Origin of the sequence: Streptomyces sp. NPDC090032 (genome assembly GCF_044748025.1) — a bacterium.
In the GTDB taxonomy this organism is placed as follows: Bacteria; Actinomycetota; Actinomycetes; order Streptomycetales; family Streptomycetaceae; genus Streptomyces.
Genome location: NZ_JBIVFF010000001.1, coordinates 732975 through 746090, shown reverse-complemented (window position 1 = coordinate 746090; position 13116 = coordinate 732975). Strand labels below are relative to the sequence as shown.

Annotated in this window: 7 protein-coding genes, 1 tRNA gene and 3 pseudogenes; 5 read left to right on the top strand and 6 right to left on the bottom strand. The window is 67.4% G+C overall.

Annotated elements, in window-relative coordinates:
• Positions 1–59 precede the first annotated feature (59 nt).
• Positions 60–5351 (bottom strand): DEAD/DEAH box helicase, encoded by a 5292-nt coding sequence (locus ACIPWY_RS03225; RefSeq protein ID WP_401532081.1) that lies wholly within the window; start codon positions 5349–5351, stop codon positions 60–62.
• A 188-nt stretch (positions 5352–5539) separates the two neighbouring features.
• Here ACIPWY_RS03225 and ACIPWY_RS03220 point away from each other — a divergent pair, with 188 nt between their 5' ends.
• Together ACIPWY_RS03220 and ACIPWY_RS03215 are read left to right on the top strand one after the other, a co-directional pair.
• Positions 5540–6532: a serine/threonine-protein kinase gene (locus tag ACIPWY_RS03220; protein ID WP_401532080.1), complete on the top strand. Its 993-nt coding sequence runs from the start codon at positions 5540–5542 to the stop codon at positions 6530–6532.
• Positions 6533–7061: 529 nt separating this feature from the next.
• Positions 7062–7898 (top strand): helix-turn-helix domain-containing protein, encoded by an 837-nt coding sequence (locus tag ACIPWY_RS03215; protein ID WP_401532079.1) that lies wholly within the window; start codon positions 7062–7064, stop codon positions 7896–7898.
• A 15-nt stretch (positions 7899–7913) separates the two neighbouring features.
• Here the strand turns inward: ACIPWY_RS03215 and ACIPWY_RS03210 are convergent.
• From ACIPWY_RS03210 to ACIPWY_RS03200, 3 genes and pseudogenes are all read right to left on the bottom strand, one after another.
• Positions 7914–8102, bottom strand: a pseudogene (locus tag ACIPWY_RS03210) (S1 RNA-binding domain-containing protein); the annotation flags it as partial.
• 33 nt (positions 8103–8135) lie between these two features.
• Positions 8136–9170, bottom strand: a complete 1035-nt coding sequence (locus ACIPWY_RS03205) for an RNA-binding protein (protein WP_401532163.1) — start codon at positions 9168–9170, stop codon at positions 8136–8138.
• A gap of 15 nt (positions 9171–9185) precedes the next feature.
• Positions 9186–9521 (bottom strand): hypothetical protein, encoded by a 336-nt coding sequence (locus ACIPWY_RS03200; protein ID WP_401532078.1) that lies wholly within the window; start codon positions 9519–9521, stop codon positions 9186–9188.
• A gap of 84 nt (positions 9522–9605) precedes the next feature.
• Between ACIPWY_RS03200 and ACIPWY_RS03195 the strand changes: the two genes are divergently transcribed.
• Positions 9606–9908 (top strand): hypothetical protein, encoded by a 303-nt coding sequence (locus ACIPWY_RS03195; RefSeq protein WP_401532162.1) that lies wholly within the window; start codon positions 9606–9608, stop codon positions 9906–9908.
• 97 nt (positions 9909–10005) lie between these two features.
• Here ACIPWY_RS03195 and ACIPWY_RS03190 read toward each other — a convergent pair.
• Positions 10006–10324 (bottom strand): annotated as a pseudogene (locus ACIPWY_RS03190) (transposase); the annotation flags it as partial.
• 146 nt (positions 10325–10470) lie between these two features.
• Between ACIPWY_RS03190 and ACIPWY_RS03185 the strand changes: the two are divergent.
• Positions 10471–10836 (top strand): hypothetical protein, encoded by a 366-nt coding sequence (locus ACIPWY_RS03185; RefSeq protein ID WP_401532077.1) that lies wholly within the window; start codon positions 10471–10473, stop codon positions 10834–10836.
• 385 nt (positions 10837–11221) lie between these two features.
• Positions 11222–12241 (top strand): annotated as a pseudogene (locus tag ACIPWY_RS03180) (integrase core domain-containing protein); the annotation flags it as partial.
• 655 nt (positions 12242–12896) lie between these two features.
• Here the strand turns inward: ACIPWY_RS03180 and ACIPWY_RS03175 are convergent.
• Positions 12897–12970 (bottom strand) — tRNA-Pro (locus ACIPWY_RS03175).
• Positions 12971–13116 lie beyond the last annotated feature (146 nt).

Sequence of the window (13116 nt, the reverse complement as noted above, 5' to 3'; positions counted from 1 at the left end):
GCTGCGACACCGTCCCGTCGCCGCGGTCGGCCACGGGACGGTGTCGTGCGCGGAAGGTGTCAGCGCGTCGCCTCTCCGAAGAGAGAGGCGTGTGCGGCGACCACCTGCGCCCAGTCGTCGTCGTAGCGGACGCGGACGACCTCCCAGCCGATGTCCTTCAGGCGCTCCTCGGCCTCGCTGTCGCGCTCGGCGACGTCCTCGTGGTCGTGGGGCTGCCCGTCGACGAACACGGCGGTCAGTCCGTACGCCGTCCGGTAGACGAAGTCCGGCTTGCTGAGCGCGTCGCGGACCTTCACCTGACTGCGGTCCGGCAGACGGTGGCCGTGCGCCTTGAGGTAGGCGATGAATCGCTCCTCCAGCGGCGAGTCGGCGTTCTCCACGAGGTGTGCCGCCTGTTCGTCGCGGGTGCGTCCCGCGTGACTGGCGCCCACCTCGCCGTCCGCGAACTCCATCAGCAGATCGCGTACGAGCGTGCGGTCGATGGCCCGGTGATGGCGCTGGTTGCCGAACGAGAGGAGGCAGTCGTAGCAGCCCTTCTCGCATGCGTCGCCCGACTTCTTCTCGTCGCCGCGGTCGCGTCCCTCCTGATCGAAGTGGCAGATCTCCAGGGCTCGGCGGGCCGCGTCACGCAGCGCGTGCTTCTCGGACTGCAGGCGTCGCAGCACACCGGCGCCGCCCTCGGCGCTCTCGATGAACAGCAGCCGCGCGCGCGGTCCCGCGGCCGGCGGCAGTTCCTCGGTGTCCAGCTCGGAGTCCTCCAGCTGGAACTCGGCCTCGATGCCGCGCTCCAAGGCGTACTGGAGGGTGATCGCGGTCGCCGGGTCGACGAGCTCGTTCAGTTTGAGGACGAGGATGTTGCGGGTGTCCTGTACGTACGGGACGACGGGCACCTTGCGGACCGCCTTGTCGGCGTCGGCGAGGCCCTCCTGCTCCTCGGCGCTCTCCCGGCCGGGCGCCGCCCCGTTCTTCCCCTTGACGGGCGCGGCCAGCCACTCACCAGTGACCGGGTCGAGCCAGAAGCCGATCTCACCCTTGGCGACGGCGCGACGGTAGCCGAGGTTGGTGAGGCGCACGGTGGCGCTGTCGCCGTAGGCCAGTTCGGCGAGTTCGCTTCCGCCCTTCGCGGTGGCCTTGGCGCGCAGGGAACCGTCGCGGCCGTCGTCCCGCTTCTTGAAGCGGTAGGAGATCTCCACCTTGTAGCCGGTGCGCTGGCGCTCCTCCTCGTCGGAGGAGATCCGGTCGCGGCGCACGGTGGACACCGTGTGCAGGTGCAGCAGCCCGGTACGCGGGTCACCCAGCTCGGCGTCACAGCCCAGGCAGGTGTTCTCTCCCTGGTCCTCCGGGGAGAGAAATCCGCACATGCCGCACACCTTGGCGGACTCGGTGGTCAGTTCGCCGGAGGTGTCGGTGGGCAGCTGGACCCGGTTCACCTTGAACCGGCTGCCCTCGTGGTAGATGAGCGCCCCGGGGCCGAACTCGCGGATCGCGATGAACCGGGACCGCTGGAGGTAGTCGCCGTCGTAGCCACGGTGGGTGCGTCCGGTTCCGGGGATGAACGCGGCGAGCGGCAGGCGCGGGAACGAGTAGCCGGGCAGGAAACCCTCGGAGGCGAAGTAGCGGTACGGGTAGAAGTCGGAGAGCACCGTGCGCTCCCCGCCCTGCGCGTTGCACAGCAGCTTCAGCTGGTTCTCGGCCTGGGCACGGCGGCGCGCCGCCTGCTCGCGGGAGCGGCCGGTGGCGGTGCGGTTACGGATGTTGTCGTGCTGCACCTCCCGCTCCTCAAGTGCCTTGCGGAACAGCTGCCGCCATCGGTCGCAGGCCCGGTTGAACCTGCCCGGCGCCTTGCCGACGACCTCCTCCAGCCACTGCTCGTGCCACCACGATGTGGCCCGCAGGTCGTCGATGCAGCCCGCGAGGACCGCACGCGCCCGCAGCAGAGCCTTGCGCTGTGCCACCTCGCTGCTGGTCTTGACGCGGGTGTCCTCGCGCAGTTCCAGCGTCGGGTACTTGCCGTCCGCGTCGATGATGCGCTCCATGGAGTTGCCCAGCTCCAGGCGTGTCTCGGCGAGCCAGACGGCGTGCACGTGCGCGGCGATCAGGTCCTCGTTGGCGAGGTCGAGGCGGGGCGGGGTGACGGCCCCGGCCACCATCTCCTTGGACCGCGTGAAGTAGTACTGGTCGTGGCTGTTGCCGGTCGCGCAGTACGTGGTGACGAGCGCGGGCTGTCCGCTGCGGCCCGCGCGGCCCGAGCGCTGCGCGTAGTTGGCGGGCGTGGGCGGCACGTTGCGCAGGTTCACCGCGTTCAGGCTGGCGATGTCGACGCCGAGCTCCATGGTCGGCGAACAGTAGAGCAGCGGCAGCGGCGTGCCCAGACTGAACAGGTCCTCGCGCTCCTCGCGGATCTCGGGGTGGACCTGGGCGGTGTGCTCGGCGGCATGCAGGCCGGCGAAGGTGGCGGCGACGTTCTGGTAGAGGCCCTTGAAGAAGGCGTTGACGCGCGGGCCGCGCGCATCACGGTAGGTGCGGCGCAGCCGGTCGACGGTGCCGTGGTCGTCGTCGCGGGCGTGCCAGCGGATCACGGTGTGGTTTATCTGGAAGCCGGGCTCCTCGCCCCGGCCGCGCGAGACGCGGGAGAGCACCCCGCCGTCGGCGAGGACGTCCAGGAGGCTGGCGATGACGGCCTGTGCCTCGTCCAGGGAGAGCGGCTGCCCCCAGTCCGGGAGCGTGCCGGGCTTGCGGACGTGGCGGCCGAACGCGCCGCGCCCGGTCAGGTTCAGCTCGCTGCGCCCGCGCCCGGTACGGCCGGGCACGCCGGGCTTGGGCACGGCGACACCGGCCGGGGGCGGCGCGGACTCGGTGTCGGCCACGGCCCAGGCGGGGTTGAGTTTCGCGGATTCCTTGCGCAGCTCGTTGAACCGGGCCTCGGTGAAGTACGGGGTGTCGACGGCGCGTTGACGGCGCAGCTCGTCCATGAGGACGCGGGCGAGATCGGTGCGGACGGCGGGCGAGGCGGCCCGCAGCGGTGCCGCGGCCTTCTCCCAGCGCCCCTCGTCCCCGGTGATCTCGTCGAGGCCCGCGTACTGGAGGCCGAGCAGCCCGGTCTGCTCCAGGTTCGGCATGGTGACGCGCCAGCCGCGCTCCAGATCGAGGAAGAGGCGGTACTCGGCGACCGCGGCCAGCGCCTCAAGGGTGACCTCCGCGAGCGAGGACACCTCGGTGGGGTTGTCCGCGTACTCGACCGGCGAAAGACCCATGGCGGCCACGACCTCCTCGCCGAGCCGCCGCCAGCGCAGCCCCTTGTCGCCCGCTTCGAGCATCGCGCGGTACAGGGCGCCGCGCAGCTGGGTGACGAGGACGAAGTCGTTGAAGTGACCGGCCTGGAGGGAGGCGTCCTGCCGGTTGTCGACGAAGGTCAGCAACTTGCGTGCGTCCTCTGTGAGTTCGCCCTCGGGCAGGCCCTTGAGGTGGCGCACGATCGAGGCGCTGATGACGGAGGTGGCTGTGGAGCGCCCCTCCTGGTCGAGGGTCATCAGCTTGGCGAAGTCACGCTCCTTCACCTGCTCGTAGCTGACCCCGCACTCCAGGCAGAAGAGGAACGGCGCCGGCAGATAAGCGGCATGCACGGTGTCGTCGGCGCGGTCGCCGGCGCGTCCGTCGGGCCGCACCCACACCGGCTGCGGGGCACGCTTCTTGCGGCTCGCGGTGAGGACGGTGGTGCCCTTCTTGTCGTCGAACGTCAGCCAGCTGTCGGGGAACCGTCGCTCCTCGACGGCCTCGCCGGGCTTCTCGGGCCACGGGTTGGCGGCGGAGATGTACAGGTAGCCCTGTTCCTCGTCCTCGTCCTCGCGCGTACGAAAATTGACAGTGCCGTCGTCGCGCTGATCGCGCGCGACCGCGAGGTACTCCTGCCCGCACTCGCGGCAGAACGACAGCGGCAGGAGCAGTTTCTCCGAGGCTCCCGGCACCCGCTGCTGGTACGTGCGCGTGATGTAGCGGGTGTCCTCGGGCTCCAGGGACACATACGCCGAGCCGCCCTTGGAGAGGAACTGGTGCAGACGGAAGGCGAACAGAGGGCGGCCGGTGTCGGGGTCCTTGGCCTGCGAGCCGGCCTGCAGCGTGGCGCGGATGGCGTCGCGGCAGGCGGTGTACGCCTCCTCGTCGGGAGAAGTGACGGGGATCTTGAATGCCTTTGCGCGCAGCAGCCGGGCAGCTCCCTCCACCGTGATCGGCTCGGCGCGCACGAGGAGCCGGGTGCCGTCCTCGTCCACGGCCTCGGTGAGCCCGAACGTCGTCTCCACCCAGCGCGCCAGCGGATCGGCGGCAAGCCGCTCGCGATCCTGCGGCGGGTTCATCTCCTGCACGCACGCGGCAAGTTCAGCCGCCGACGGATCGGCCACGCCGGTGGCCCGCACCAGCGTCTCACCGACGACGCGATCCGGCTCGATCGTGGTGTCGAAGAGGGTGGAGGCGACGCGGGCCACCTCCCTGCGCCGGGCGGCAGGGGTGCCACCGCTCGCCATGGTCGCCGAGGTGCCGACGCACTGCAGCGCGGGCGACTGACAGGCCTCGCGCACCCGGCGCACGAGCATCGCCACATCGGCGCCCTGGCGGCCGCGGTAGGTGTGCAGCTCGTCCAGGACGAGGAAGCGCAGCCCCTTCGCGCTGCCGATGAGGCGGTCACGCTCCTCGGGGCGGGTGAGCATGAGCTCCAGCATCACGTAGTTGGTGAGCAGGATGTCGGGCGGGGAGTCGAGGACGGCGTTCTTGGCATCACCCCTCTCCTGTCCGGTGTAACGGGCGTACGTCACCGGCTCGTTGCCCTTGCCGTACCCGGCGGTCAGGAACTTCTCCAGCTCGCGCATCTGGCTGTTGGCGAGAGCGTTCATCGGGTACACGATGATGGCCTTGATGCCGGTCGACGCGTCGCCGCCCTGCCGCTCCTTGTCGCGCAGGACCCGGTCGACGATCGGCACGATGTAGCCGAGGCTCTTGCCGGAGCCCGTGCCGGTGGTCAGAACGTAGGAGTCGCCGGAGCGGGCGGCCTTTATGGCGTCGTACTGGTGCTGGTGAAAGGTGACGGGGCGAACCTCCTCGCCCGGCCTGCCCTTGTTCGTACGGAAGATGTCCTTGCACTCGGGGTGCAGCAGCCCGAGTTGGTCGGCGAGATGGTCGACGGTGCCGCCGGAGGCGAAGCTCGGATTGAGCGAGAGCCAGGGGTCGGGCCACTGGTCGCCGTCGGCGAGCGACTTGGAGACCCGCTCCCCGATACGGGGGTCGTCGATGACCACCGATCCGGAGGTGTACTCCTTGTAGTCCCGGATGAGCCGACGGTGCACCTCGAAGACGTCCACGTGATCCTCACTCGCTCCTGACACGTATCCCCGCCACGGTAGTCGGCGGGGAGCCCAGCCGTGTACCTCACGCTAGGACGAGACTGTGAACACAGTCAATGTCACTCCTTGCCTGGTCGGTCATGCCGCGCCGACGGCTCGGCGCCCGCACACATGACACAATTCCCTTGCATCACTTACCAGTTGACATGACACACGGACAGAGCGGGGTCGCACGGGCCATGGACATCGGATCGCTGGTCGGCGGACGCTATCGCGTCAAGAGCCTGATCGGGCGCGGCGGCATGGGCGTCGTCTGGCTCGCCCACGATGCACACCTCGGGCGGGACGTGGCCCTCAAGACCCTGACCGTGCCGCCCGGCCTGACCGAGAGGGAGCTCGAGCGGGACGCCACCCGTTTCCGCCGCGAGGCCCAGGCCGTCGCGCGCCTGGATCACGCCGGCATCGCCACGGTGTACGACCTCGGCGATGAGGACGGGGTGCGTTTCCTCGCGATGCAGTACGTGACCGGCCCCTCGCTGGACGAGCGCATCGCGGAGGCCGCGCCTCTGCCGATCGAGGAGATCGCGTCCATCGGCGTCCAGATCGCGTCCGTCCTGGCCTCCGTTCACGCCCGCGACATCGTGCACCGTGACCTGAAGGCCGACAACGTCATCATCCGCACGGACGGCGTGGTCAAGGTCCTCGACTTCGGCGTGGCCGCCTTCCTCGCCCCCGACGTCACCAAGCTCACGGCCACCGGTGAGCGCCCCGGCACCCTCGAATGCATGGCCCCGGAACAACTCCTGGCCGAGCCCGTGGACGCCCGTACCGATCTGTACGCACTCGGCTGTCTGCTGTACGCGATGCTGACCGGCGAGCCGGTCTTCCAGCACGACTCGGACGTCCTGCTGTCCCAGATGATCCTGGACCGGACACCCGCGCCACCGCGCCGACTCCGCCCTGATGTGCCCACAGAGCTGGAAGAACTGGTGATGCAGCTCCTCACCAAGGATCGCGCCGACCGCCCGGCCCACGCGGTCGAGGTGTGGCGACGCCTGGCCACCTGGCTGCCTCCGCGCGGAACGCCCGACGAGGCGCTCGTCCCCTGGGGCGACGACGAGGCCCCGCTGCGCCCGTTCACCCACCCCATGGCACCCGACGCCCGACCGGTACGCACTTGGTTCCGCCCGCGACCTTGACGGCGTACCCGAACGAGCGCTTCGGCAGGCCCGCCGAAGCGCTCGGGGACAACCGCGCGACGGCTTCTCCAGCAGCACGGCGACCGTCCGTCTCCGGAGAGCGGTGGGCTGCCACTGCAGTCGTTGCCAGAGGCTGCTCTTTCGGGCCGCTACTTGTCGCTGCTGGAACTCACCAGATCGCCACTCTGCGCGAACGCGGCCCCGAGAGTCCGGGAAATAGCTGAACGGCTCGGACGGCAGCCGTCCACGGTCAGCCTGTGGGGCTCGTAAACTCATCGCTGCAGGTGGGAGCCAGGTGCAAGGACCTCGGCGGTGGCTGGGATGCTGCACCGGTGATCGTCTCGATGCTGTACGGGGCCACCGGACGTTGCTGTCCGTACCTGTAGTCCTGCTGCGCGGGGACACCGCCAAGGACGCCGAACTGCTGGTGCTGCGGCACGAAAACGCAGTTGTGGGTGCCGAATATAGCGTCGGTGCAGTTCAGCCCCGCTATCGCGCCGACGACAGCAATCGGCAATGATCACTGCTCATGCTCGTACGCCTGGCCTGCATCGCCGTCACTCACGGCTTCACCGCCCTGCGGCTGATCCCGATGAGCGACCACGACAAGGACGTCGAGATCCTCGCGTTGCGTCACCAGCTCGCCGTCCTGCAACGTCGGCTCGGCAACCAGCGCCCCGGTCTTCAAGCGGCAGACCGCGCCTTCCTAGCTGCTCTCCTCGCCCCGCTGCCACGAGCCGCCCTGCGCCGGTTGCGGCTCATTGTCTTCCCGGACACTGTCCTGCGCTGGCACCGCGACTTCATGAATAACCGTCATGTCCGTCTCAGCCGCAGCCGGAGCCCCGGCCGCCCCCGCACAGTCACTTCCGTCCGACGCCTCATACTCCGCCTCTCGCAAGAAAACCCCACCTGGAGCTACCGGCGCATCCACGGCGAACTCGCGCTCCTCGGCATCAAGCTGGCGCCCTCCACCGTCTGGGAAATCCTCAAGGCCGAAGGCGTCGATCCTGCGACCCAGCACTCGAACGTCACCTGGGCCACCTTCCTGCGCTCCCAGGCAGAGGCCATCCTCGCGATGGACTTCATCGAGAGCGTCACCTTCAGCGGGCAGCGCCCGTACATCCTCGCCGCCCTCCACCACGCCCGCCAAGGTGTCCGTGTGCTCGGCACCACCTCGCATCCCACCCATGCCTTGGTCACCCAGGCAATCAAGAACCTGGTCATGGACCTCGAAGATGCTGGACAGCTCGCCGCCATCAAGTTCATGATCCGCGACCGCGACGCGAAGTACCCCGAGCTGGGTGACGCGGCCGCCGACGGTCTGGCCGATCTGCCCGGCGAGCAGTGGCATCGGGTCTTCGTGTAGGGGCTTGAGTGACAGTGACACCCGTTCGCGGATCGGGTCGACGTCAAGAATTTCGGCGCTGATCTCCTGGCCGACGGCAACGACGTCGGAGGGGTGGGTGAAGGGACGCCATGACAGCTCGGGGACATTGATCATCGCCTCGAAGCCGCCGATGTCCACAAAAGTGACCCAGAATTCGGCGATCCGGGTCACCCGGCCGGTGACGGTCTCACCTCGGTGAAGAGTCTTGAGGAAGGCTCATTTCCGGGTGCTCGGGGTGCGGTCGATCTCCCAGCGGGCCCGTACCACTCCGTCACTGTCGGGCAGGACGGCGGCGAGCAGCGGGACACGTTCGTCGGCGTACACGGACAGGATCATCGCGGCGGAAGCGCCGGAGAGACGGGCAGTCAGCTCCGGGAACTCGTCCGAGTCGGCGCTGACACTGTGCATCTGGCCGTCACTGTCCTGCCAGACACACTCGACGTGGCCCTCGGCCGGGAACGTGGCGAGGACCGTGTCGATGTCGGAGGACAGGTCCGGCCATATGGCTATCCGAGCTCGAGGAGCGAGCCCGGCGCGGACCTCGTCGATATTGTCGAGGGTGAGGCGGTGCCATCGCTCGGAGTTGTGGGCGTACTGCTCTTCCAGGACTCTGGCGTTGCTCCCATGCATCGACCAGCGCAGATGGACCCAGAATTCGTCGTCGGCCGGCCGCTGGGGGCCTTCGTCCCCGGCTTCGAAGTCGTACGGAGAGGCGTCGATGCGCTCCGGAAACAACCCGAGCGCGCGTGTCCGGGCCACCGCGGTTTCGCAGGGCCGACTGCTGCCGATGTACATGTACTGGTCCCAGCCCACGTGCACGGCGAAGGTGTCCTCCACCTCCAGCCGACACCAGGCGCCACCATCGCGCAGCATGACCCGTACAAGATCCATCGCGGTACCGACCGACACCTCCGCACCATCGTGGAAACCATCCGGCCCGGTCAGGAAGAGACCGTCCAGCCCGTAGCCGTCCAACGGTGGCTCCAGCCCGAAGCTCACGCATGGCACCGGGAGGTGCGGCGCACGCACGGCCAGGCGCTCGACGCCGGTGTCCGAGGCGAACGCCTCGATCACTTGAAGGTAGGCACCCTCGACCTGGCCGTGATCGCTGACCGTGTCCTCGGCACCGGTGTAGTGGCCTTGCTCATCACGGTCGGCGGGGTCGTACTTGGTAACGCGATAGACACAGGGCAGCACGCCCCCATCTTCCAGCATGGTTCGGACGCGGCCCTGCGCAATGCCACTACGCACCAAAGGGCCAGGCACTCAGTCCGCGAATTCCGAGCCGATGTTGTTCCACATGAAGTCGCTCCTCCAGTCCGTCCTGCCGGCAGCCCAGCCCAGCAAGGCGGTCAGGACCTTCTCCTGGGAAATGGTCCGCGTCTGATAGTGCTCGGCCGCTACGCCGTCCCGGAACTCGAGTTGGTACGTGTTGTCGTCGCGCAGCAGTACCTGGATGTACCAGTTGCCCTCAATGGCCTCCTCCACGCTCTCCAGGATCAGATGAGCGTTCCCACGACGGAGGTTCGCCAACATCCTTCCTATCGCCGGCTTCGACGGCTTCTCCTTCACGAGCCCAGCCTCGTCGGTTGCAATCAGCATGGCGTGATCCTCCACCATCGCTCTGACAGTGCCTCGATGAGCGGGCAGAACGGTCCTTGGCATCATTGGCTGGTGACCACATGGATGCGCTGCTACTGGGACGAGGAAGACACCTGGTTCTACTTCGAGGTCGATGCCGAAGGCTGGGTGATCCGGCAGATCGAGCTCGAAGGGCCTGACCTGACCCCGATCGCGGCTGCCTCCCTCGAAGAATGGCAGCAAGCCCACGACGCAGGTCGCCTCAACGAGTACGACAGCAGATTCGGGATCACTGCCGAACTACCCGTCTCCGAGTGGGAAGGTCACGAGCCACAGCCGCTGACCGCAGAGAAATTCGAGGAGGTCTGGAAGACCGCTCGTCGGCAGATCGCCGCCCGCTCGTCATAACTCCCGAAGTGCTCGTCAGGAATCGCCACTCGTCCTGCGACGAGAGCCCCCGGCCACTGCGTGAGACAACCTGAGAAACAGCGGCTCAGCTTGTTCTTTATGGTCTGAGTCGGTTTCGTTCGGTGATGCTCTCGGGTCGGCTTCACGGTCTTGCCCACGTCGTAGCGGGTGGCGGGCCACCGGTTCCTCAAGCCAAGTGCCCTCCCAGGTCCAGGCGTTGAGGCTTTAGGCGCACGGGCCGGGCAGGTGAGATGTGGGCGGAGGTTTCTGAACCCTCGGCGGACTCGGGCCGGGGTGAGTCGGCCGGGCTCGGCGCGCTTCTCCCACGGCCGCCGCAAGTCGGCAGCGGCCCCGCGCAGGAGGCGGATCTGGGTGTGCGCGGCGATGATCAGCCAGGTCCAGCGCTCGCCAGCTCTTCCCCAACCCCGTCGTCGCCGAGTCCCTCCTCGACCGGGTCATCAACACCAGCCACCAAGTCATCACGAACGGTCCCAGCTACCGTCCCAACAAGCGTCCCAGGAGTGGAAGTTAGTCTCGCCTCACCCAAATCAAGGAGGTTCGGATGCTCGAAGGAGTACTGATCGCTGAAAGCCTGCGGGTCGGATCCCAGCTGGCCGGGATCCCTCTGCAGGTCACCAAACTGTCGCGGATCGAGGTGACGAGCGCGGCGGATGACCAGCCGCGGCTCTGGACACTGCTGGACTTCACCGCCGACGATCCCGAAGCCCAGCAACTCGCGGATCAGCTGGCTTCCTGCCTCTCAACCGGAACTTGGTACACCGACTTTCACACTTCGACCGACACATTTGTGATCTTCGCCAACAAGGTCTTCCGCTATCCCCGTGGGCAAGCCGAAGGCCGACATGAGGCCCAGGACTACGGGCGATCCGTCGGAATCCCGGAGCAGCAACTCGACTGGCGGGACTGACCCCCGGGCTCCGCGAGAGCGGAGCCCGCTCCCCAGCCCCTGGGGAATTACGTGAACTCAGCCCTGGGGAATTACGAGAAGTTCCACAAAGCCCAGCCATCTTGAAGTCGCAGGCGATCAGGGTGGCATGGTGTCGTATCAGGATGCTTGTGGTGGATGTGTTCGGGAAAATGCAGTCTTGATCCTCTGTCAGGATGCGACATCCTGTCCCGCTCTGAAATACGATTCTGGTTCTGGTCTGCAGCTTCTCCGCGCAGGGCTGCTCTTGCCAAAAACTCATCCGTCCTGGTGGGAGCCAGTGTGCGGGGTCTGGCGCGTGGCAGCTGTGGCTGATGACGCCGCGGCTCTCGCCCGGCTGACGAGAGCCGCAGCATGATGATCCACCATACTGCTGCGACTGGCCTACCTCGGTGCGGCGAACACGTTCGCGATGCTGCGCCTGCTGCCGATGAGCGATCGGGACAAGGCCGTCGAGATCCTCGCCCTGCGCCACCAGATCACGGTCCTGGAGCGCCAACTCGGCAAGGAGAAGGTGCGGTTCAGCCCAAGTGATCGGGCATTCCTGGCGGCGCTGCTGCACCGGCTTCCGCAAGATGTGCTGCGCAGGCTGCGGCTGCTGGTCCGGCCGGACACGGTGCTGCGCTGGCACCGCAACCTGGTCGCACGCCGCCACGCTGCCGCGTCGCGACCGAAGCGCCCCGGCCGGCCGCGCACCGTGCACTCCATCCGCGCTCTGGTCCTGCGCCTGGCCCGGGAGAATCCCAACTGGGGCTACCGGCGCCTCCACGGCGAACTACTGGTCCTCGGCGTGAAGGTGGCCGCCTCCACCGTCTGGTAGATCCTGCGGGAGGTCGGGATCGACCCGGCGCCCGAACGAAGCTCGAGTACCTGGGCGGACTTCCTGCGCTCGCAGGCCGAGGCCCTGCTGGCCTGCGACTTCCTGGAGACGATCACCTTGTCCGGGGCACGGCTGTACGTCTTCGCGGTGATCGAGCACGGCACCCGCCGGGTCCGGGTCCTGGGCGCGACCGCGCACCCGACCACCTCCTGGGTGGCGCAGGCCGCGAAGAACCTTGTCATGGACCTCGAAGACGCCGACTCCAAAGCCAAGTTCCTGATCCGGGACCGGGACGGCAAGTTCCCCGAGCTGTTCGACGCCATCCTTCGAGACGCGGGGATCGAGGTCGTGCTCAGCGGCGTCCAGATGCCGAGAAAGAACGCAATCACGGAAAGGTGAGTGCAAACCTGCCGACGCGAACTCCTGGACCACACCCGGATCTGGAACCAGCACCATCTCCTCCATGCCCTTAGGGAGTTCGAAGACTTCTATAATTCCCATCGGCCTCACCAGGGCATCGCGAACGCCCGCCCACTGCGTCCCGCGCCTGTGCCAGTCGCCGATCCGACTGGCACCGATCCTCAACGCAGCCCGATTGCCTTGACGAAACTCATGGGGCCCCTGGGCCTCACAGAACTCGGTGTGCCGATCGGCCACCATTCCTACTCACCGGCGCGCCTACAGCCGGACAAGCGCACAGCGTCCGCTCAGCACGCCGAACAACCGTCGGTGGCCACGACCAGACAGCAATCGGCTCCCCCCAGCCGCCCACGTCTCCAAAGTTCCCCACAAGACCCACCCTCGCGTTCAAGATCTCCATGCATCCCGCAACGTCCACCACCAAAATCCGACATACCGCCCAGCTGAAATCGGAACTGGGGCCAAGATTTCGCATGGCCCCATACCGTCCGTTCCGGCTATGGGGACGCCACTCCCAGCCCTGCTCCCACTGGGAGCGAGTGTGACCTGCGCGAAGAGCGGAAGCTCATACCCATCAGACCCCCCGAACGACGGGGAGCCAACAGTCACAAAACAGACACGAATGTGAACACGTGGGCAAGAAATCGAATATGTGCGCAGCGGCTCGAGTGGGAGCAATCCGTTAAGGGGACTGGGAGGGAGCGTGCTCCCTCCCATCGCTCCCAGGGAGCGAACCCGGAAACAGAAAAAGGGCCGTTATGAAAACGGCCCTTCACCTGCGACGTTCGATACGTTCGAACTGTCGGGACGACAGGATTTGAACCTGCGACCCCTTGACCCCCAGTCAAGTGCGCTACCAAGCTGCGCCACGTCCCGGTGCTCGTCTGACCTGGGCTTTCCCCTGGCCGAACGCGCACGGAAACCATACCGCACTCGGAGCCGTGGTCGCGCATCCCTTTCCCGACGGCCGATGCTCGGCAGATCACTCTTGACCTCAAGCAGACTTGAGGTTGCACGCTCGT

What these genes read in the sequence shown, in the direction of transcription:
- ACIPWY_RS03220 (WP_401532080.1), top strand. Translation starts at nt 5,540, where the DNA reads ATGACACACGGACAGAGCGGGGTCGCACGGGCCATGGACATCGGATCG.
- ACIPWY_RS03215 (WP_401532079.1), top strand. Translation starts at nt 7,062, where the DNA reads ATGCTCGTACGCCTGGCCTGCATCGCCGTCACTCACGGCTTCACCGCC.
- ACIPWY_RS03200 (WP_401532078.1), bottom strand. Translation starts at nt 9,521, where the DNA reads ATGCTGATTGCAACCGACGAGGCTGGGCTCGTGAAGGAGAAGCCGTCG.
- ACIPWY_RS03195 (WP_401532162.1), top strand. Translation starts at nt 9,606, where the DNA reads ATGCGCTGCTACTGGGACGAGGAAGACACCTGGTTCTACTTCGAGGTC.
- ACIPWY_RS03185 (WP_401532077.1), top strand. Translation starts at nt 10,471, where the DNA reads ATGCTCGAAGGAGTACTGATCGCTGAAAGCCTGCGGGTCGGATCCCAG.